15 protein-coding genes and 3 tRNA genes are annotated in these 20,000 nt (G+C 58.8%); 1 reads left to right on the forward strand and 17 read right to left on the reverse strand.

The window, feature by feature from the left end:
* The 3 genes from fusA to rpsL form a co-directional block, all read right to left on the reverse strand.
* Positions 1 to 2,100: an elongation factor G gene (fusA, locus tag FHT82_RS11575; RefSeq protein ID WP_183730066.1), complete on the reverse strand. Its 2,100-nt coding sequence runs from the start codon at positions 2,098 to 2,100 to the stop codon at positions 1 to 3.
* A 29-nt stretch (positions 2,101 to 2,129) separates the two neighbouring features.
* On the reverse strand, positions 2,130 to 2,600 hold the full coding sequence (gene rpsG / locus FHT82_RS11580; RefSeq protein ID WP_007817128.1) for a 30S ribosomal protein S7: 471 nt from the start codon (positions 2,598 to 2,600) through the stop codon (positions 2,130 to 2,132).
* A gap of 106 nt (positions 2,601 to 2,706) precedes the next feature.
* Positions 2,707 to 3,078: a 30S ribosomal protein S12 gene (gene rpsL / locus FHT82_RS11585; RefSeq protein WP_003547537.1), complete on the reverse strand. Its 372-nt coding sequence runs from the start codon at positions 3,076 to 3,078 to the stop codon at positions 2,707 to 2,709.
* A gap of 495 nt (positions 3,079 to 3,573) precedes the next feature.
* Between rpsL and FHT82_RS11590 the strand changes: the two genes are divergently transcribed.
* Entirely contained in the window at positions 3,574 to 3,867 is a 294-nt protein-coding gene (locus tag FHT82_RS11590; RefSeq protein WP_112547859.1) for a transcriptional regulator, read from the forward strand.
* A gap of 279 nt (positions 3,868 to 4,146) precedes the next feature.
* Here FHT82_RS11590 and rpoC read toward each other — a convergent pair whose 3' ends face one another.
* From rpoC to FHT82_RS11655, 14 genes are all read right to left on the reverse strand, one after another.
* Positions 4,147 to 8,358 (reverse strand): DNA-directed RNA polymerase subunit beta', encoded by a 4,212-nt coding sequence (gene rpoC, locus FHT82_RS11595; RefSeq protein WP_183730069.1) that lies wholly within the window; start codon positions 8,356 to 8,358, stop codon positions 4,147 to 4,149.
* A gap of 191 nt (positions 8,359 to 8,549) precedes the next feature.
* A complete protein-coding gene (gene rpoB, locus FHT82_RS11600) occupies positions 8,550 to 12,689 on the reverse strand; it encodes a DNA-directed RNA polymerase subunit beta (protein WP_183730071.1) in 4,140 nt (1,379 codons plus the stop codon).
* 259 nt (positions 12,690 to 12,948) lie between these two features.
* Positions 12,949 to 13,332: a 50S ribosomal protein L7/L12 gene (rplL, locus tag FHT82_RS11605; protein WP_004669074.1), complete on the reverse strand. Its 384-nt coding sequence runs from the start codon at positions 13,330 to 13,332 to the stop codon at positions 12,949 to 12,951.
* A 56-nt stretch (positions 13,333 to 13,388) separates the two neighbouring features.
* Positions 13,389 to 13,907 (reverse strand): 50S ribosomal protein L10, encoded by a 519-nt coding sequence (rplJ, locus tag FHT82_RS11610; RefSeq protein ID WP_183730074.1) that lies wholly within the window; start codon positions 13,905 to 13,907, stop codon positions 13,389 to 13,391.
* Positions 13,908 to 14,235: 328 nt separating this feature from the next.
* Positions 14,236 to 14,940 (reverse strand): 50S ribosomal protein L1, encoded by a 705-nt coding sequence (rplA, locus tag FHT82_RS11615; protein WP_183730077.1) that lies wholly within the window; start codon positions 14,938 to 14,940, stop codon positions 14,236 to 14,238.
* Positions 14,941 to 14,944: 4 nt separating this feature from the next.
* Positions 14,945 to 15,376, reverse strand: a complete 432-nt coding sequence (gene rplK, locus FHT82_RS11620) for a 50S ribosomal protein L11 (protein ID WP_112547865.1) — start codon at positions 15,374 to 15,376, stop codon at positions 14,945 to 14,947.
* A gap of 175 nt (positions 15,377 to 15,551) precedes the next feature.
* A complete protein-coding gene (nusG, locus tag FHT82_RS11625; RefSeq protein WP_007817111.1) occupies positions 15,552 to 16,082 on the reverse strand; it encodes a transcription termination/antitermination protein NusG in 531 nt (176 codons plus the stop codon).
* A gap of 17 nt (positions 16,083 to 16,099) precedes the next feature.
* Complete coding sequence (gene secE, locus FHT82_RS11630) at positions 16,100 to 16,300, reverse strand: preprotein translocase subunit SecE (protein WP_183730080.1); 201 nt, start codon at positions 16,298 to 16,300, stop codon at positions 16,100 to 16,102.
* A gap of 191 nt (positions 16,301 to 16,491) precedes the next feature.
* Positions 16,492 to 16,567 (reverse strand) — tRNA-Trp (locus tag FHT82_RS11635).
* A gap of 215 nt (positions 16,568 to 16,782) precedes the next feature.
* Positions 16,783 to 17,676, reverse strand: coding sequence for an NAD(P)-dependent oxidoreductase (locus FHT82_RS11640; protein ID WP_183730083.1), 894 nt, complete (start codon positions 17,674 to 17,676; stop codon positions 16,783 to 16,785).
* 173 nt (positions 17,677 to 17,849) lie between these two features.
* Positions 17,850 to 17,984, reverse strand: a complete 135-nt coding sequence (locus FHT82_RS30545; protein WP_281411246.1) for a hypothetical protein — start codon at positions 17,982 to 17,984, stop codon at positions 17,850 to 17,852.
* A gap of 203 nt (positions 17,985 to 18,187) precedes the next feature.
* The gene (gene tuf, locus FHT82_RS11645; RefSeq protein WP_183730064.1) at positions 18,188 to 19,363 is read right to left on the reverse strand and encodes an elongation factor Tu; all 1,176 of its coding nucleotides are present in this window, start codon (positions 19,361 to 19,363) and stop codon (positions 18,188 to 18,190) included.
* A gap of 349 nt (positions 19,364 to 19,712) precedes the next feature.
* Positions 19,713 to 19,786: transfer RNA gene (locus tag FHT82_RS11650), tRNA-Gly, on the reverse strand.
* A 24-nt stretch (positions 19,787 to 19,810) separates the two neighbouring features.
* Positions 19,811 to 19,895, reverse strand: a tRNA-Tyr gene (locus tag FHT82_RS11655).
* Between the last annotated feature and the right edge of the window lie 105 nt (positions 19,896 to 20,000).

Raw genomic sequence — 20,000 nt, forward strand, 5'->3', positions numbered from 1 at the left:
TCACTTCTGACCGGAATACTTTGCCTGGATTTCGGTTGCGACGTTCGACGGGACCGGCGCGTAGTGATCGAAGGTCATCGTGTACTGAGCACGGCCCTGCGACATGGAGCGCAGGTTGTCGACATACTTGAACATGTTGGCCAGCGGGACGTTGGCGTTGATGACAACGGCGACACCACGGCTTTCCTGACCCTGGATCTGACCACGGCGGGAGTTCAGGTCGCCGATGACGTCACCAACATAGTCTTCCGGGGTAACGACTTCGACCTTCATCATCGGCTCGAGAAGCTGAGCTCCAGCCTTCTTTGCCGCTTCACGGAAGCAAGCGCGGGAAGCAATTTCGAATGCCAGAACCGAGGAGTCGACGTCGTGGAAGGCGCCGTCGATGAGCGTCGCCTTGACGCCCAGCATCGGGAAGCCAGCCAGCGGACCGGAAGACAGAACGCTTTCGATACCCTTCTGAACGCCCGGGATGTATTCCTTCGGAACAGCACCGCCGACGATCTTGGATTCGAACTTGAAGTCGTCGCCATCCGGGTTCGGTTCGAAGACGATCTTGACGCGTGCGAACTGGCCGGTACCACCGGACTGCTTCTTGTGCGTGTAGTCTTCTTCGTGCTGGCGCGTGATGGTTTCGCGGTAAGCAACCTGCGGCGCGCCGACGTTTGCTTCGACCTTGAACTCACGGCGCATGCGGTCGACGATGATGTCGAGATGCAGTTCGCCCATGCCGGCGATGATCGTCTGACCGGATTCCTGGTCCGTCTTCACACGGAAGGACGGATCTTCGGCTGCCAGGCGGTTGAGCGCGAGGCCCATCTTTTCCTGGTCACCCTTGGACTTCGGCTCGATAGCGATCTGGATGACCGGCTCCGGGAACTCCATGCGCTCGAGGATAACCGGCTTCAGCGGGTCGCAGAGCGTGTCACCCGTGGTGGTTTCCTTGAGACCTGCGAGAGCAACGATGTCGCCGGCAAAGGCTTCTTCGATATCTTCACGCGAGTTGGAGTGCATCTGCAGCATGCGCCCCACGCGCTCGCGCTTGTCCTTGACCGTGTTCATGACCGACGAACCCTTTTCGAGCTTGCCGGAGTAGATACGGGCGAAGGTGAGCGAACCGACGAAGGGGTCGTTCATGATCTTGAACGCGAGCATGGACAACGGCTCGGCGTCGTCTGCATGACGCTCGATTTCGGCTTCGGTCTTGAAGTCGATGCCCTTGATCGCGGGAATGTCGAGCGGCGACGGCAGGTAGTCGACAACGGCGTCGAGCAGCGGCTGCACGCCCTTGTTCTTGAAGGCCGTGCCGCAGAACATCGGATGGAACTTGACGTCGATCGTACCGCGGCGAACAAGTTCGCGGATCTTGTCGTTGTCGGGCATGACGCCTTCGAGGTAGGCTTCCATCGCAGCTTCATCGATCTCGACAACCGTCTCGATCAGCTTTTCGCGATATTCTTCAGCCTTGGCCTTCATATCTTCCGGGATCTCGACGACATCCCACTGGGCGCCGAGAGATTCATCGCGCCAGATCAGAGCGTTCATCTCGACGAGGTCGATCACGCCCTTGAAGTCGCTTTCAGCGCCGATCGGCAGCTGCATGACGACGGCGATCGCACCGAGACGGGTCTTGATCATCTCGACGGAGCGGTAGAAATCCGCACCGGTCTTGTCCATCTTGTTGCAGAAGATCATGCGCGGAACATGATACTTCTCAGCCTGACGCCAGACGGTTTCGGTCTGCGGCTCAACACCAGCGTTGGCGTCGAGCAGCGCGATGGCACCGTCGAGAACGCGCAGCGAACGCTCGACTTCGATGGTGAAGTCGACGTGGCCGGGGGTGTCGATGATGTTGAAGCGGCGCATCTTGCCGTCACGGCCCTTCCAGAAGGTCGTGGTGGCAGCGGACGTGATCGTGATGCCGCGTTCCTGTTCCTGCTCCATCCAGTCCATCGTGGCTGCGCCATCGTGGACTTCACCGATCTTGTGCGACTTGCCGGTGTAATAAAGGATACGCTCGGTCGTCGTGGTCTTGCCGGCGTCGATGTGCGCCATGATACCGAAATTGCGGTAGTCTTCGATCTTATATTCGCGAGCCATTATGGACTGCCTTTCGATATCGTTCGGGATTACCAGCGATAATGCGAGAACGCGCGGTTGGCATCAGCCATCTTGTGCGTGTCTTCGCGCTTCTTGACCGCGGAACCGCGGTTGTTGGACGCGTCGAGAAGTTCGCCCGAAAGACGATCGATCATGGTGGTTTCGTTGCGCTTGCGCGCAGCAGCAATCAACCAGCGGATGGCAAGAGCCTGGCGGCGCTCCGGACGGACATCGACCGGAACCTGGTAGGTCGCACCACCGACGCGGCGCGAGCGGACTTCAACGTGCGGAGCGATGTTGTCGAGCGCGGAATGGAAAACCGTGAGCGGTTCCTGCTTCGACTTGCCCTGCACGGAGTCAAACGCGCCGTACACGATGCTTTCGGCGACGGACTTCTTGCCGTCCAGCATGATGGCATTCATGAACTTCGTGACAACGAGGTCACCGAACTTCGGGTCCGGATTGATCTCGCGCTTTTCTGCTTTATGGCGTCTGGACATACTTCTCGTCTCTTTAACTGTTAAGGCGCTTCACCACGCGGAGGACCTCGCGCAGCGCCGGAATCTCACTTTCAAGCCTTTCCGGGCGGTATCGCCCGGGGCGAAATTACTTCGGACGCTTCGCACCGTACTTGGAACGGCGCTGCTTGCGGTTCTTGACACCCTGGGTATCGAGAACGCCGCGGATGATGTGGTAGCGAACACCCGGAAGGTCCTTGACGCGGCCGCCACGGATCATGACGACGGAGTGTTCCTGAAGGTTGTGACCTTCACCGGGAATGTAACCAATGACTTCGAAGCCGTTGGTGAGGCGGATCTTTGCGACCTTACGCAGAGCCGAGTTCGGCTTCTTCGGCGTCGTGGTGTAAACGCGGGTGCAAACACCGCGCTTCTGCGGGTTCTCCTGAAGAGCGGGAACCTTGTTACGCTTTACGTTCGCCTGGCGAGGCTTGCGGATCAGCTGGTTTACGGTAGGCATTCAACCATCCCTTACGTTTGTCTCAGTACCCTTGCGGGCTCGAACTTCGCCGTTTCCGGCATTGCCACACATATTTCCCTCAATGCGCAAAATATGGCCCGATCCGCTTCCGCAGATGGACCACATAGAGCAGAGGACGCAAAAAGGTGCGTCATGCGTGCAGCATCATGACTTCAACGTGCGTTTAGAACCTTGTTTGAGGCGTTCTTCAGGGCGCGTCGCCCCGAACAGCCAAACCTCACATGGGATCCGATGGCGGGCGTACTACTGGTTTCCGCCCTGCTCGTCAAGGCCGGTTAAGAAATAATCTCCGCCCCGGCAGCTTCAAATGCCCGGAGAACACGCTGTTTACAGGCTCTTTAAGCCGGTTAAAGATACCCGGCAAGATAAACTTGGGCATTGCAGCAAAAACAGATAGGAATCAGTATTTGCAGACATCAAGCCCTTATATGGGACCTGCATATTGCGATTCTTAGAGAGCCGAAGGACAAAAAAATGATCGGGACACCGGACAACGACAACAATTTCGACGGACCGATGATCTTCATCATCATCGGCAAGGGCTATGAATCCGATACAAGCGAGGGCGTGGACCTGCACGTCATGCTGAAGGCTGCCGACGATGACAGCGCCGTGCGGGAAGCCTTGAACGCACTTGCCGAGGAGGGCTTCATCGAGGCCGATCTCGACCAGATCGGCATGTTGACCGAAGTGCCCTCCGAAGAACCGCACGCCTCCGCCTATCAGGGTGCACTGGACGGCGAAGTCTCGATCATCCGTTTCAGCTGAGCCTATAGACAAAGAACGGGGCTGCGCGCCGCGCGGGCCTGATCCCCCGCCCTCGCCTTTCCATTTTGGCAGATATATGAGGGCGGCGAACCTGCAGCGTGTTATCGCGATACCGTCGCCAACGGCCCCCAGCAAATTCGACATTCATCGCAAAGCCGCCGGCAAGCCGGCGGCTTTATCGTTTTCCGCTTGGAATGAGGTATCCAGATATTTCCGGACAAAGAAAAACCGCCCGGATTTCTCCGGGCGGCCTTGAATTTTTAAACTCTGGACTGCCTGTTATTCGGCGGCCGGCGCGCTTTCGTTCGCCAGGTCCTGCAGCATCGGCGTTGCAGCCGCTGCCCCGGAGCCCTTGCGGCGCTCTTCCAGGATCAGGTCGTCGCGAGCCGTCGCGATGCGGCGGATCTGGGTCATGGTGCCACCGGTACCGGCCGGGATCAGACGGCCGACGATGACGTTTTCCTTCAGACCCTGCAGGCCATCGGTCTTGCCGGCAATCGCGGCTTCCGTCAGCACCTTGGTCGTTTCCTGGAAGGAAGCGGCCGAGATGAAGGACGGGGTCTGCAGCGATGCCTTGGTGATGCCGAGCAGAACGGGATCGCCACTGGCAGGCTTCTTGCCTTCCTCGATGAGCTGGTCGTTGACGTCTTCCAGCTCGATACGGTCGACATTGTCGCCGACGATGTAGGTGGAGTCGCCTGCATCGGTGATCTCCACCTTCTGCAGCATCTGACGGACAATCACCTCGATGTGCTTGTCGTTGATGACAACGCCCTGCAGACGATAGACTTCCTGGATTTCGTTGACGAGGTAGGAAGCCAAGGCTTCCACGCCCTTGATCGCCAGGATGTCGTGCGGAGCCGGGTTACCGTCGAGGATGTAATCACCCTTTTCGATATAGTCGCCCTCCTGAAGGTGGAAGGGCTTGCCCTTCGGGATCAGGTATTCGACAGGCTCGACACCGTCTTCTGCCGGCTCGATGATGACGCGACGCTTGTTCTTGTAGTCGCGGCCGAGGCGGATCGTACCATCGATCTCTGCGATGATGGCGTGGTCCTTCGGACGACGAGCCTCGAACAATTCTGCAACGCGCGGCAGACCACCGGTGATGTCCTTGGTCTTGGCGCTTTCCAGCGGCGAACGGGCAAGAACGTCACCCTGGGAGACCTTCTGGCCCGGCTCGACGGATAGGATCGCGTCGACCGAGAGCAGGAAGCGGGCTTCGCCACCGCGGGAGAGCTTCGCGACATTGCCGCTTGCATCCTTGATGACGATGGCCGGCTTCAGATCCGAACCGCGCGGGGTCGAACGCCAGTCGATAACCTGACGCTTGGTGATACCGGTGGATTCGTCGGTCGCTTCGAGAACGGAGAGGCCGTCGACGACATCTTCGAACTGAACCGTACCGGCTACTTCCGTCATCATCGGACGGGTGTAGGGGTCCCACTCCGCCAGACGCTGACCGCGCTTAACCTTGTCGCCTTCGTCGACATGCAGCTTCGAACCATAGGCAACACGCTGCGAGGAACGCTCCACGCCACGCTCGTCCAGGATCTGGACGGTCATGTTGCGGCCCATGGCAACGAGGTTGCCATCGGAGTTGCGCAGGATGTTACGGTTCTTGATCTGCACCGTACCTTCATACGAGGCTTCCAGGAACGACTGGTCGACCACCGTTGCCGTGCCACCAAGGTGGAAGGTACGCATGGTGAGCTGCGTGCCCGGCTCGCCGATCGACTGAGCCGCGATAACGCCGACGGCTTCGCCCATGTTGACCGGCGTACCGCGCGCGAGGTCGCGGCCGTAGCAGACCGAGCAGACGCCCGTCTGGATTTCGCAGGTCAGTGCCGAGCGAATGCGGATCGACTGGATACCAGCCTTCTCGATCTCGGTGACATCGGGCTCAAGGATCATCTTGCCGGCATCGACGATACGCTCGCCGGTAACCGGGTGGTCGATGTTGTCGAGGGCCGTACGGCCGAGGATGCGGGCGCCGAGCGAAGCAACGACCTGACCGGCATCGACGATGGCGGTCATAGTGAGGCCGGTTTCGGTACCGCAATCGACGTGCGTGACGATGCAGTCCTGCGCGACGTCGACGAGACGGCGAGTCAGGTAACCGGAGTTCGCAGTCTTCAGGGCGGTGTCTGCCAGACCCTTGCGGGCGCCGTGCGTCGAGTTGAAGTACTCGTTGACCGTCAGGCCTTCCTTGAAGTTCGAGATGATCGGCGTCTCGATGATTTCACCTGACGGCTTGGCCATGAGGCCGCGCATACCGCCGAGCTGACGCATCTGGTTCGGAGAACCACGGGCACCCGAGTGCGACATCATGTAGATGGCGTTCATCGGCTTCTGGCGACCAGTCTTATCGTCGAACTCGACAGCCTTAATGCGGGCCATCATATCTTCGGCGACCTTCTCCGTGGCCTTACCCCACGCGTCAACGACCTTGTTGTACTTTTCGCCCTGAGTGATCAGACCGTCGTTGTACTGCTGCTCGTATTCCTTCACCAGGTTTTCGGTGTCGGCAACGATCTTCGCCTTGGATTCCGGAATGACCATGTCGTCCTTGCCGAACGAAATGCCGGCGCGGCAGGCGTGGGTGAAGCCGAGTTGCATGATGCGGTCGCAGAAGATGACCGTGTCCTTCTGGCCGCAGTGACGGTAGACCGCGTCGATCATCCTGGAGATGTTCTTCTTGGTCATTTCCTGGTTGCAGATGTCGAAGGTCACCTTGCCGTTTTTCGGCAGGAGCTCACCAATGAGCAGGCGGCCCGGCGTCGTCTCATAGATCTTCGAGTACGGCTTGCCGTCTTCGCCGATCGACTTGAAGCGGCCGCGGATCTTGGTGTGCAGCGTGACGACCTTGTTTTCGAGCGCGTGATGCAGCTCGCCGAGATCGGAGAAGGCCATGCCTTCGCCCGGCTCGTTCTGGTTTACGATCGAGAGGTAGTAGAGGCCGAGAACCATGTCCTGCGACGGAACGATGATCGGTGCGCCGTTTGCCGGGTGCAGGATGTTGTTGGTCGACATCATCAGAACGCGGGCTTCGAGCTGGGCTTCGAGCGACAGCGGCACGTGAACGGCCATCTGGTCACCGTCGAAGTCGGCGTTGAAGGCCGTGCAGACGAGCGGATGCAACTGGATCGCCTTGCCTTCGACCAGGATGGGTTCGAAGGCCTGGATGCCCAGGCGGTGCAGCGTCGGCGCGCGGTTCAAGAGAACCGGATGCTCGCGGATGACCTCATCGAGGATATCCCAAACTTCCGGCTTTTCCTTTTCAACCAGCTTCTTGGCCTGCTTGACGGTCGAGGAGTAACCCTTGGCGTCGAGGCGGGCGTAGATGAACGGCTTGAAGAGCTCAAGCGCCATCTTCTTCGGAAGACCGCACTGATGCAGCTTCAGTTCCGGACCGGTCACGATGACCGAACGGCCGGAATAGTCGACGCGCTTGCCGAGCAGGTTCTGACGGAAGCGGCCCTGCTTGCCCTTGAGCATGTCGGACAGCGACTTCAGCGGACGCTTGTTGGCGCCGGTGATGACGCGGCCACGGCGGCCGTTGTCGAAGAGCGCATCGACAGATTCCTGCAGCATGCGCTTTTCGTTGCGGATGATGATGCCCGGTGCGCGCAGTTCGATGAGACGCTTCAGACGGTTGTTACGGTTGATGACACGGCGATAGAGATCGTTCAGATCCGACGTCGCGAAACGACCGCCGTCCAGCGGAACGAGCGGGCGCAGATCCGGCGGGATCACCGGAACGACCTTCATGATCATCCATTCCGGACGATTGCCTGACTCCATGAAGTTCTCGACGATCTTCAGGCGCTTCATCAGCTTCTTCTGCTTGAGATCCGACGTGGTGTCGGCAAGCTCGGAGCGCAGATCGCCAGCGATCTTTTCGAGATTCATCGATGCCAGCATCTCGTAGATGGCTTCCGCACCGATCATGGCCGTGAACTGGTCTTCACCATATTCGTCGACGGCGAGCATGTATTCTTCTTCCGTCAGGAGCTGGTGCTCCTTGAGCGCGGTGAGACCCGGCTCGGTGACGATGTAGTGTTCGAAGTAGAGGACGCGCTCGACATCCTTCAGCGTCATGTCGAGCAGCGTGGAAATACGTGACGGCAGCGACTTCAGGAACCAGATGTGGGCGACGGGAGCGGCGAGCTCGATATGGCCCATGCGCTCACGGCGAACGCGCGACAGCGTGACTTCGACGCCGCACTTTTCGCAGATGATGCCCTTGTACTTCATGCGCTTGTACTTGCCGCACAAGCACTCGTAGTCCTTGATCGGTCCGAAGATGCGCGCGCAGAAGAGACCGTCGCGTTCCGGCTTGAACGTGCGGTAGTTGATGGTTTCCGGCTTCTTGATCTCGCCATAGGACCAGGAAAGAATCTTCTCCGGAGAGGCGATCGAAATCCGGATGGAATCGAAGTTCTGTGCAGGCACCTGCGGATTGAAAAGATTCATGACCTCTTGGTTCATGCCTGTCTCCTTCATGGGCGAAAGCGCCCTTATCTTGCGAGGGTTGGCGGCCAATTCCCGGGAGCCGCGCCATCGCTTAAACGACAATAACCGCAGAATGCGGCGAAAGCGTCCCTGCCCGACCGACACATTACGGGGCCATGGCGGGAACGGTGTGCGCCCCTTCGAAGAGCGCACACCCTATCAAGTGGTTATTCGGCAGCGTCCGGCAGCTGGCCTGCAGCCTGCAGATCCTCGACCTTGGAATTTTCGAGCTCGACCGAGAGACCCAGCGAGCGCATTTCCTTGACGAGAACGTTGAAGCTTTCCGGAATACCGGCCTCGAAGGTGTCGTCGCCACGGACGATCGCTTCGTAGACCTTGGTGCGGCCGGCCACGTCGTCCGACTTCACCGTCAACATTTCCTGCAGCGTGTAGGCTGCGCCGTAGGCTTCAAGCGCCCAGACTTCCATTTCGCCGAAGCGCTGGCCACCGAACTGCGCCTTGCCGCCCAGCGGCTGCTGGGTAACGAGCGAGTACGGGCCGATCGAACGAGCGTGGATCTTGTCGTCGACAAGGTGGTTCAGCTTGATCATGTACATGTAGCCAACGGTGACCTTGCGGTCGAAGGGCTCGCCGGTACGGCCATCGTACAGAACCGACTGACCGGACTCGTGCAGACCTGCCTTCTTCAGCATCGAGGCAACGTCGGGCTCATGCGCACCGTCGAAGACCGGCGTTGCGATGGAGACGCCCTTGCGGGACTGTTCAGCCAGCTTGACGAGCGAGGCGTCGTCGAAGTTGGCGACTTCGTCCTTGGCTTGGGAAGCATACACGTCCGTCAGCTCGCGCTTCAGGTCGGTGATGTCCATGGTCTTGCGATACTCTTCGAGCAACTCGCCGATCTTCTTGCCCATGCCTGCGCAAGCCCAGGCAAGATGGGTCTCGAGGATCTGGCCGACGTTCATGCGCGAAGGCACGCCGAGCGGGTTCAAGCAGATATCGACATGCGTACCGTCTTCGAGGAACGGCATATCCTCGACCGGAACGATGCGCGATACGACACCCTTGTTGCCGTGACGGCCGGCCATCTTGTCGCCCGGCTGGATCTTGCGCTTAACAGCGACGAAGACCTTGACCATCTTCATGACGCCCGGAGGCATTTCGTCGCCGCGCTGGACCTTTTCGACCTTGTCCATGAAGCGCTGTTCGAGGCGCGACTTGGATTCGTCGTACTGGCCGCGGAGTGCTTCGAGCTCGCTCTGGACCTTTTCGTCTTCGACGGCGAACATCCACCACTGCGAGCGGGGATATTCGGAAACGACGGCGTTCGACAGCTCGGTGCCCTTCTTGAAGCCCTTCGGGCCGGCAATGGAGGACTGGCCGCGCAGCATGTCGATCAGACGGCCGTAGACGTTACGGTCGAGGATCGCCTGTTCGTCGTCGCGGTCCTTTGCAAGACGCTCGATCTCTTCGCGCTCGATTGCCATCGCGCGCTCGTCCTTTTCAACGCCGTGGCGGTTGAAGACGCGCACTTCGACGATCGTGCCGTAGGTGCCGGGCGGCATGCGCATGGACGTGTCGCGCACGTCGGATGCCTTTTCACCGAAAATGGCGCGCAGGAGCTTTTCTTCCGGCGTCATCGGGCTTTCGCCCTTCGGCGTGATCTTGCCGACGAGGATATCGCCCGGCTGAACTTCGGCACCAATATAGACGATACCGGCTTCGTCGAGGTTCTTCAGCGCTTCTTCCGAAACGTTCGGGATGTCGCGCGTGATTTCTTCCGGACCAAGCTTGGTGTCACGAGCCATCACTTCGAATTCTTCGATGTGGATGGAGGTGAACACGTCGTCGGCAACGATCCGTTCCGACATCAGGATCGAGTCTTCGTAGTTGTAGCCGTTCCACGGCATGAACGCGACGAGCGCGTTGCGGCCGAGAGCCAGATCGCCCAAGTCCGTCGACGGACCGTCGGCGAGAATGTCGCCGCGGTTGACCACGTCACCGACGGTGACCAGCGGGCGCTGGTTGACGCAGGTGTTCTGGTTCGAACGCTGGAACTTCTGCAGGCGGTAGATATCGACGCCGGACTTGCCGGCTTCGAGGTCTTCCGTGGCGCGGATAACGATACGCGTCGCGTCGACCTGGTCGACCACACCGCCGCGGCGTGCACCGATGGCAGCACCGGAGTCGCGGGCGACGACCGGCTCCATGCCGGTACCGACGAACGGCGCTTCAGCGCGCAGAAGCGGAACGGCCTGACGCTGCATGTTCGAGCCCATGAGAGCGCGGTTGGCGTCGTCGTTTTCCAGGAACGGGATGAGAGCGGCTGCAACCGAAACGACCTGCTTCGGCGAGACGTCCATCAGGTTCATGCTGTCGCGCGGAGCGAGCATAACTTCGCCAGCATGGCGGCAGACGACGAATTCGTCGACGAAAGAGCCGTCCGAAGCCAGTTCGGCGTTGGCCTGGGCAACGTAGTACTTCGCCTCTTCCATGGCGGAGAGGTAGAGCACGTCATTGGTCACCTTGCCATCGACGATGCGGCGGTACGGGCTTTCGATGAAGCCGTACTTGTTGACGCGTGCGAAGGTCGCCAGCGAGTTGATAAGACCGATGTTCGGGCCTTCCGGCGTTTCGATCGGGCAGATGCGGCCGTAATGGGTCGGATGAACGTCGCGGACTTCGAAGCCGGCGCGCTCGCGGGTCAGACCGCCCGGACCAAGAGCCGAGAGACGGCGCTTGTGGGTGATTTCCGAGAGCGGGTTCACCTGGTCCATGAACTGCGAGAGCTGCGAGGAACCGAAGAATTCGCGCACGGCTGCGGCAGCCGGCTTGGCGTTGATCAGATCCTGCGGCATGACCGTGTCGATTTCGATCGAGGACATGCGTTCCTTGATCGCGCGCTCCATGCGGAGCAGGCCGAGACGGTACTGGTTCTCCATCAGTTCGCCGACCGAACGGACACGACGGTTGCCGAGGTTGTCGATGTCGTCGATCTCGCCCTTGCCGTCGCGCAGTTCGACGAGCATCTTGACCACGGCCAGGATGTCGTCCTTGCGCAGGATGCGGACGGTGTCTTCGACGGAGAGGTCGAGGCGCATGTTCATCTTGACACGGCCAACGGCGGAGAGGTCGTAACGCTCCGCATCGAAGAACAGCGAGTTGAACATGGCTTCGGCCGATTCCATGGTCGGCGGTTCACCCGGACGCATGACGCGATAGATGTCGAACAGAGCGTCCTGGCGGTTCTCGTTCTTGTCTGCCGTCAGCGTGTTGCGGATGTAGGCGCCGACATTGATGTGGTCGATGCCAAGAACGGGGATTTCGTCGAAGTGATTGGCGAGGATGACACCCAGTGTCTTCTCGTCGATCTCGTCGCCGGCTTCGAGATAGATCTCACCCGTCGAGTAGTTGACGATATCTTCGGCAAGGTAGTTGCCGTAGAGATCGTCATCGGTCGCCTTGAGGGCCTTCAGGCCCTTGTCGGAGAGCTGGCGGAGCAGACGCGGGGTCAGCTTCTTGCCGGCTTCCACAACGACTTCGCCGGTATCGGCGTCGACCATCTCGGTGATCGCCTTAGCACCCTTCAGCGTCTCCGGCTTGAAGGGAATGCGCCAGCCTTCACCGTCGCGCTTGTAGAGCGACTTCGTGTAGAAGGTGTCGAGGATTTCCTCGCCGTCCATGCCGAGGGCCATCAGCAGCGACGTCACCGGAATCTTGCGGCGGCGGTCGATACGGGCGTAGACGATGTCCTTGGCGTCGAATTCGATATCGAGCCAGGAACCGCGATAAGGGATCACGCGCGCAGCAAAGAGCAGCTTGCCGGAAGAATGGCTCTTGCCCTTGTCGTGATCGAAGAAGACGCCCGGCGAACGGTGCATCTGGGACACGATCACACGCTCGGTGCCGTTGACGATGAACGTACCGTTGTTCGTCATGAGCGGCATGTCGCCCATGTAGACGGACTGTTCCTTGATGTCCTTGATCGACTTCGCGCCGGTATCCTCGTCGATATCGAACACGATGAGACGGAGAGTAACCTTCAGCGGCGCGGCATAGGTCAGGTCGCGCTGGCGGCATTCGTCGACGTCGAACTTCGGCGGTTCGAATTCATAGGACACGAACTCCAGCATGGAAGCGCCGGAGAAATCGGTGATCGGGAAAACGGACTTGAAGACAGCCTGGAGGCCTTCGTCGGGACGACCGCCCTTGGGCTCTTCAACCATCAGAAACTGGTCGTAGGATGCCTTCTGAACCTCGATGAGGTTCGGCATTTCTGCGACTTCGGGGATTTTACCAAAAAACTTGCGTACGCGCCTACGACCATTGAACGAAAGGGTCTGAGCCATCGTCGCTCCTTCAAAAATTGCATCCGGGCCTGCAACGGACGGGAACCGATGGCCAGTCGATCCCGTCAACCAATGAGTAGTTCAACCTCGTCCCACCTCCCGAAACAACCAGGCCGGATTGCCTTGGCGCCTCGGTTCGAGACCATGCTCTTGAAGAACCCATTACCCAAAAGCCGTTTTCACGCGGCTTTTGGGTAATTCGTTCAGAAAAACGGCAAATGGGAGGCCGTAAATACCGCCTCCCAAGTGCAGTTCAAGATTACTTGACGTCGGCCTTTGCGCCAGCGTCTTCAAGCTTCTTCTTGATGTCAGCGGCTTCAGCCTTGGAAACGCCTTCCTTGACAGCCTTCGGAGCGCCTTCGACGAGGTCCTTGGCTTCCTTGAGGCCGAGGCCGGTGATGGCGCGGACTTCCTTGATGACGTTGATCTTGTTGGCGCCGGCATCCGTGAGGATGACGTCGAACTCGGTCTTTTCTTCTTCAGCCGGAGCAGCTGCACCGCCTGCACCACCAGCAACGGCAGCGACAGCTACCGGAGCAGCGGCGGAAACGCCCCACTTTTCTTCGAGCAGCTTGGAAAGCTCAGCGGCTTCCAGGACGGTCAGCGAGGAGAGGTCTTCAACGATCTTTGCGAGATCAGCCATTTTCTAGTTCCTTTTGTTCGGTTCGAACTGTTGAGTTTGTACAGCGAAAAACCGCCTTAAGCGGCTTCGTCCTTCTTGGCGTAGGCCGAGAACACGCGAGCAAGCTGGCTTGCCGGTGCTGCAACAACGCCTGCAATGCGGGTAGCCGGAGTCTGGATCATGCCCAGCAGCTTCGCACGCAGTTCGTCCAGCGAAGGCAGGGTCGCAAGCGACTTGACACCTTCGGCGTTCAGCGTTGTCGTGCCCATGGCGCCGCCGAGAACCACGATCTTGTCGTTGGTCTTGGCGAAATCCATGACGACCTTCGGAGCGGTGATCGGATCATTGCTGTAGGCAATGAGGGTCTGACCCTTGAAGAGATTGGAAATCCCTTCCGCTTCCGTACCCTGAAGGGCAATTTTGGCCAGGCGGTTCTTCGCGACTTTGACGGTGCCGCCAGCAGCGCGCATCTTCGAACGAAAATCGTTCATCTGTGCGACTGTAGCACCAGCATAGTGGGCCACGACAACCGAGCCCGATGCCTTGAAGACATCGTTCAGTTCCGTGACGAATTCGCGCTTTTCCGCTCTTTCCACTGCCTATCTCCAGTTGGCGGGACCGTTTGAACGGACCCACCGGGTTGCCTTTGCCTCCTGGGATCAGAAGCGATCCCAAGCGACGCTTGAGGATCCTGTCCCCTCGCGCTCCGCGCCAGTAAAGGCAAAGGAGGCACAAGGCATCCAAGGCTCGAACCGATTTCCTAGAAGTAGAACTTCATGCAATTCGGGTCTTACCCGTCTCATGCAGGCAAAGTGATTAAGGGAAAACCACCTGCAATCTCGGACAGGATTCCGGATTTCTCCGGAATATCCCGGCCCCTTGCGAGGCCGGAATTCTTGTAATCGGGCCGGAGCCCGATGAAACTTAAGCAGCCGTAACCGCTGCGGTGACCGAGCCAACTTCGATCTTGACGCCCGGCCCCATGGTCGAGGAGATCGCCACGCGCTTGACGTAGTTGCCCTTGGCGCCAGCCGGCTTCGCCTTGATGACGGCGTCAGCGAAGGCACGGATGTTTTCTTCCAGAGCCTTGGCATCGAAAGATGCCTTGCCGATGCCAGCGTGAACGATACCAGCCTTTTCGACGCGGAACTCGACAGCGCCGCCCTTGGAAGCCTTGACGGCACCAGCGACATCCATCGTAACCGTACCGACCTTCGGGTTCGGCATCATGCCGCGCGGGCCGAGAACCTTACCGAGACGACCGACGAGCGGCATCATGTCCGGGGTCGCGATGCAGCGATCGAATTCGATCTTGCCGCCCTGGACGATTTCGACGAGCTCTTCTGCGCCGACGATGTCTGCGCCGGCAGCCTTGGCTTCATCAGCCTTGACGCCACGAGCGAAAACGGCGACACGAACCGTACGGCCGGTGCCGTTCGGCAGATTGACCACGCCGCGAACCATCTGGTCTGCGTGACGCGGATCAACACCGAGGTTCATCGAAACTTCGATCGTTTCATCGAACTTTGCTACGGCACGTTCCTTGACCATGCCGATGGCGGTCGTCAGAGCGTAGAGCTTGGTCGGATCAACACCTTCGTTGATCTTCTGAGTGCGCTTGCCTGCCATGGTCTTAACCCACCACTTCCAGGCCCATGGCGCGGGCAGAGCCCTCGATCATCGCCATTGCACCTTCGATATCTGCTGCGTTCAGGTCCTTCATCTTGGCTTCGGCGATCGTCTTGATCTGAGCCTTGGTGAGGGTACCAGCCTTTGCGCCCTTGCCCGGGGTCTTGGAACCGGACTGGATCTTGGCTTCCTTCTTCAGCCAGTAGCTGACCGGCGGCTGCTTCATGACGAAGGTGAAGGACTTGTCCTGGTAATAGGTAATGACGACCGGAATCGGCATGCCCTTTTCCATTTCCTGCGTAGCCGCATTGAACGACTTGCAGAACTCCATGATGTTAATGCCACGCTGACCAAGCGCCGGACCAATCGGCGGGGACGGGTTTGCCGATCCTGCCTTGACCTGAAGCTTGAGCTGGCCTGCAACTTTCTTAGCCATATCTCTCTGCCTTTCACTGACGGCCGGTCGCCCGACCCTTGATGCCGGATCACTCCGGCGGCTGCGGTTGCGTGGTGCGGATCGTTGAGGTCCGGCTAAGACCCCTCACCTTCCACGCGATGCGGCGTTCGCCGCGCGAGGATCAGCCATCAATGACCGAACCCCAATCTTAAAATCAGACCTTCTCGACCTGAGCGTATTCCAGCTCGACCGGGGTGGCACGGCCAAAGATCGACACTTCCACCTTCAGGCGCGAACGCTCTTCGTCCACGTCCTGAACCGTGCCATTGAACGACGCGAACGGACCATCGGAAACGCGAACCTGCTCGCCGATCTCGAACGTGACGGAGGCCTTCGGCCGCTCGACACCTTCCTGAACCTGACCGAGAATGCGCTCGGCTTCAGAATCCGGAATCGGAACCGGCTTGTTGTCGGAACCAAGGAAGCCCGTGACCTTCGGCGTATTCTTGATCAGGTGATAGGCCTCATCCGTCAGGTTGGCACGAACCATGACATAGCCCGGAAAGAATTTGCGCTCGGAATCGACCTTACGGCCACGGCGCACTTCCACCACCTTCTCGGTCGGCACGAGGATCTTCTCGAACAGATGCTCAAGCCCTTTCTGGCGAGCCTTGTTCTCGATGTCTTCAGCCACCTTCTTTTCAAAATTAGAATATGCGTGGACGATGTACCAACGTGCCGCCATTTTCATCTCCACCCGTATCAGTTGCCGGTATTGAGCACGAAGCTCAGCGCCCAGCCAATGAGCTGGTCAGCGGCAAAGAAAAACAGCGCAGCAAAAACAACCATAACGAGCACCATGACCGTCGAGATCATCGTCTCGCGGCGCGACGGCCAGGTAACTTTAGACGTTTCCGTGCGGACCTGCTGCAGAAACGCGAATGGATTGGATTTGGATGCCATCGACTGCCCACGCAATTACGGCGCGTAAAGCTGAAACTATCAGCCCCACGCACCGCGTGTCTGTTGAACCCTAAATAAACATCGATCTCCGAATACACAAGAGGGAAACCGACGTTTGACGAAATTTGTCGCCATATAAACAATCCTCGCCGGAACGCTGCGATACGTCCGCGCTGTCCGTTCAAGGAAAATGGCAGGGGCAGAGGGGCTCGAACCCCCGACCTGCGGTTTTGGAGACCGCCGCTCTACCAACTGAGCTATACCCCTTTACGCTTTGCATTCAGCCCGTTGACCTTGCAATCTTGAGCCGGTGAGAAGCATGGCGCTCCCTTTAAGACGGCGGCTCAGGATATGCAAGAGCGATTTTCGATTTTCAGAACCATTCTCCGCAGACAGCCCGGGGAAGCGGCCGGCAGCCGCTGATGCCGCCGCCGGACTCAGTCTGCAATGAGCCCGGCAGAGATGTCCACTTAACCGGAATCTCAGACTTTCACGTATTTGCGCCAGTCGTGCTCTTCCTTGAAGCCAAGCACTTCGCGAATCTTCCGGTTGGAAAGCAGGCCTTCATATTCACCGATCTCGCGAGTGAAAGGCACATTCGGGAAGAAGCGTTTGGCGAGCTCTTTCGACGGCGTGTTGGCCGAGACGGTGTTGTTGGCAGCGTTGAAGACCTGGAAACCCAGTCCATCCTTCTCGATGCAGAGATGGACGATCTGGCCGAGATCGCGCGCGTCGATATAGCTCCAGGCGATGCGCTTGCGCATCTCCGGATTAGCGAAATAGGTCGGGAACTTCTCGTACTCATGCGGCTCGATGACGTTGCCGATTCGCAACGCATAGATGTCAAAACCCGAACGTTCGGCAAAAGCGCGCGCCGTCTTCTCGTTCAGGACCTTGGAAAGGCCGTAGGAATCCATCGGGTTGACATCATAATCTTCCTCCAGCGGGAACTGGTGGAAGTCGCGATGGCCTTCGGCGAAGCAGACACCATAGGTGGTCTCGCTCGAAGCGACAATGATCTTCCTGATGCCGAGCTTCACCGCCGCCTCGATGACATTGTAGGTGCCCATCGTGTTGATGCGGAAGGTCTCGTTGTCGGGCTTGATCAGGATGCGCGGCACCGCAGCGAAGTGGACGACAGCATCGAAGGGCTGCACACCCTTGCCCGATTCCAGATCGGGAAAATCCCGGTGCATGGAAAGCACATTGAACATCTGGCCGCTATCGGTGATGTCGGCAATGAGATTGGTGACACCGGGGCTTTCCAGCGGCACGAGATCGACATTATGGACCTCATAGCCTGCATTGACGAGCCACGGCACGGCATGGCGTCCAGCTTTGCCCGAACCACCGGTGAAAAGAACACGCTTTTTCATGGAATATCCTCCGCATCATGAAATCGGAGGCATAGATAAACTCTTCCGCGCGAAGAGCAAGCGAGCGTCTCGCAAGCAGGTTCAAACCCGCTTCGGCCAGGAGCTTCCGACCGGAAGCACCTGCCCTGTCATTTCCAATCACCGCCGGATTTTCCGGCGATCCTGCAAGGTCGTCACTTGACGACGCTTACCTCATCCAGCTGCACGCCGGCCGCCTGAACGACCTCTTGCGGAATTGCCGCGATGAAAAACATTGTGAAAACATACATTGCGAATATCGTCGCAACGAAGGTGGCCTTTTGAATCATTGTGGCTCTCCTTTCTACAGGATGGAGTCTGAACCAAAAAAGCCGGATCGCAAAACGCTTTCTGAACGCGAGATGAATAAAGTGCTGCGTCTGGAAATTTTAACGATATTTTTACAACATCTCATGGACGGCCAGACGCCCGTCAGAAACGAAAAACCCCGCCGTTTCCAGCGGGGTTTTCCTTATTCGGGGATAGTCCCGGATTACTCGACGATGGAAGCAACGATGCCAGCACCGACGGTGCGGCCGCCTTCGCGGATCGCGAAGCGAAGCTTTTCTTCCATCGCGATCGGAACGATCAGCTCGACGTCAACGGTGACGTTGTCGCCAGGCATGACCATTTCCGTGCCTTCCGGAAGCGTCACGATACCCGTCACGTCCGTCGTGCGGAAGTAGAACTGCGGACGGTAGTTCGTGAAGAACGGCGTATGACGGCCGCCTTCTTCCTTCGTCAGGATGTAGGCTTCGGCCTTGAACTTCTTGTGCGGCTTGACAGAGCCCGGCTTGCACAGGATCTGGCCACGCTCGACGCCGTCACGGTTCACACCGCGAACCAGCGCACCGATGTTGTCGCCGGCCTGGCCCTGGTCGAGCAGCTTGCGGAACATTTCAACGCCGGTCACCGTCGTCTTCGAGGTCGGACGGATGCCGACGATCTCGACTTCTTCACCAACCTTGACGATGCCACGCTCGACGCGGCCGGTCACAACCGTACCGCGGCCCGAGATCGAGAACACGTCTTCGATCGGCATCAGGAACGGCTGGTCGATCGGACGCTCAGGCGTCGGGATGTAGGCGTCGACCTGAGCCATCAGCTCGCGGATCGCGTCTTCACCGATCTTCTTGTCGGAATCTTCAAGCGCAGCAAGCGCCGAACCCTTGACGACCGGAATGTCGTCGCCCGGGAAGTCGTAGGACGACAGAAGTTCGCGCACTTCCAGCTCGACGAGCTCGAGCAGTTCGGCGTCGTCGACCTGGTCGACCTTGTTGAGGAACACAACGATCGCCGGAACGCCAACCTGGCGGGCGAGCAGGATGTGCTCGCGCGTCTGCGGCATCGGGCCGTCAGCAGCAGAGCAGACCAGGATCGCGCCGTCCATCTGCGCGGCACCGGTGATCATGTTCTTCACATAGTCAGCGTGGCCGGGGCAGTCGACGTGCGCATAGTGGCGGTTCGGCGTCTCGTACTCGACGTGAGCCGTCGAAATGGTGATGCCGCGCGCCTTTTCTTCCGGTGCCGCGTCGATCTGGTCATACGCCTTGAACTCACCGAAGTACTTCGTGATCGCTGCCGTCAGAGACGTCTTGCCGTGGTCAACGTGGCCGATCGTGCCAATGTTGACGTGCGGCTTGTTGCGCTCAAACTTACTCTTTGCCATTTGAATGCTTCCTGTGGACGTAAAATGGGTGACCCCGGCGAACCGGTTTAGTGCCGCCGTTTAAGGCTTTCGGCGAAATTGCGCAAGACTTAATTACAGACGCCATTCTTGGCGTGTGGCCGGATATGGGAGATAATTTGCAACCCACAAGACGATTCGCCTGCCGCCTCCCCAAAATCCCTGAAATTTCAGACAAAAATCGAAAGAGGGCGGGCTCGCGTCTTCACCGACCCTGGTCGTGACTGCAAATTCCGCAATCGTCGCGCAAGCATCGTATGGTGTCGGCAATGCAGAACCTTCCGACCCTGACGCAAAGCACTACGACAGGTCTTCTATGAAGGGGAACAGATGGAGCGGGTAGCGGGAATCGAACCCGCGTATTCAGCTTGGAAGGCTGCTGCTCTACCATTGAGCTATACCCGCGGGGTGGTCCGATCCAATGACGAATGGTGGAGAGAGTTGGATTTGAACCAACGTAGGCTGAGCCAACGGATTTACAGTCCGTCCCCTTTAACCACTCGGGCATCTCTCCAGTTTTTCGTCCGGATCTTGAAGACCAAGTTCGTCAGACTTTGAAGCGTTGCCGCCCCGTCGTCTGCGCCGCGTATATGACCGGACGATTTCAGTCTGTCAACAC

It is taken from the genome of Rhizobium sp. BK275, assembly GCF_014193555.1.
In the GTDB taxonomy this organism is placed as follows: Bacteria; Pseudomonadota; Alphaproteobacteria; order Rhizobiales; family Rhizobiaceae; genus Rhizobium.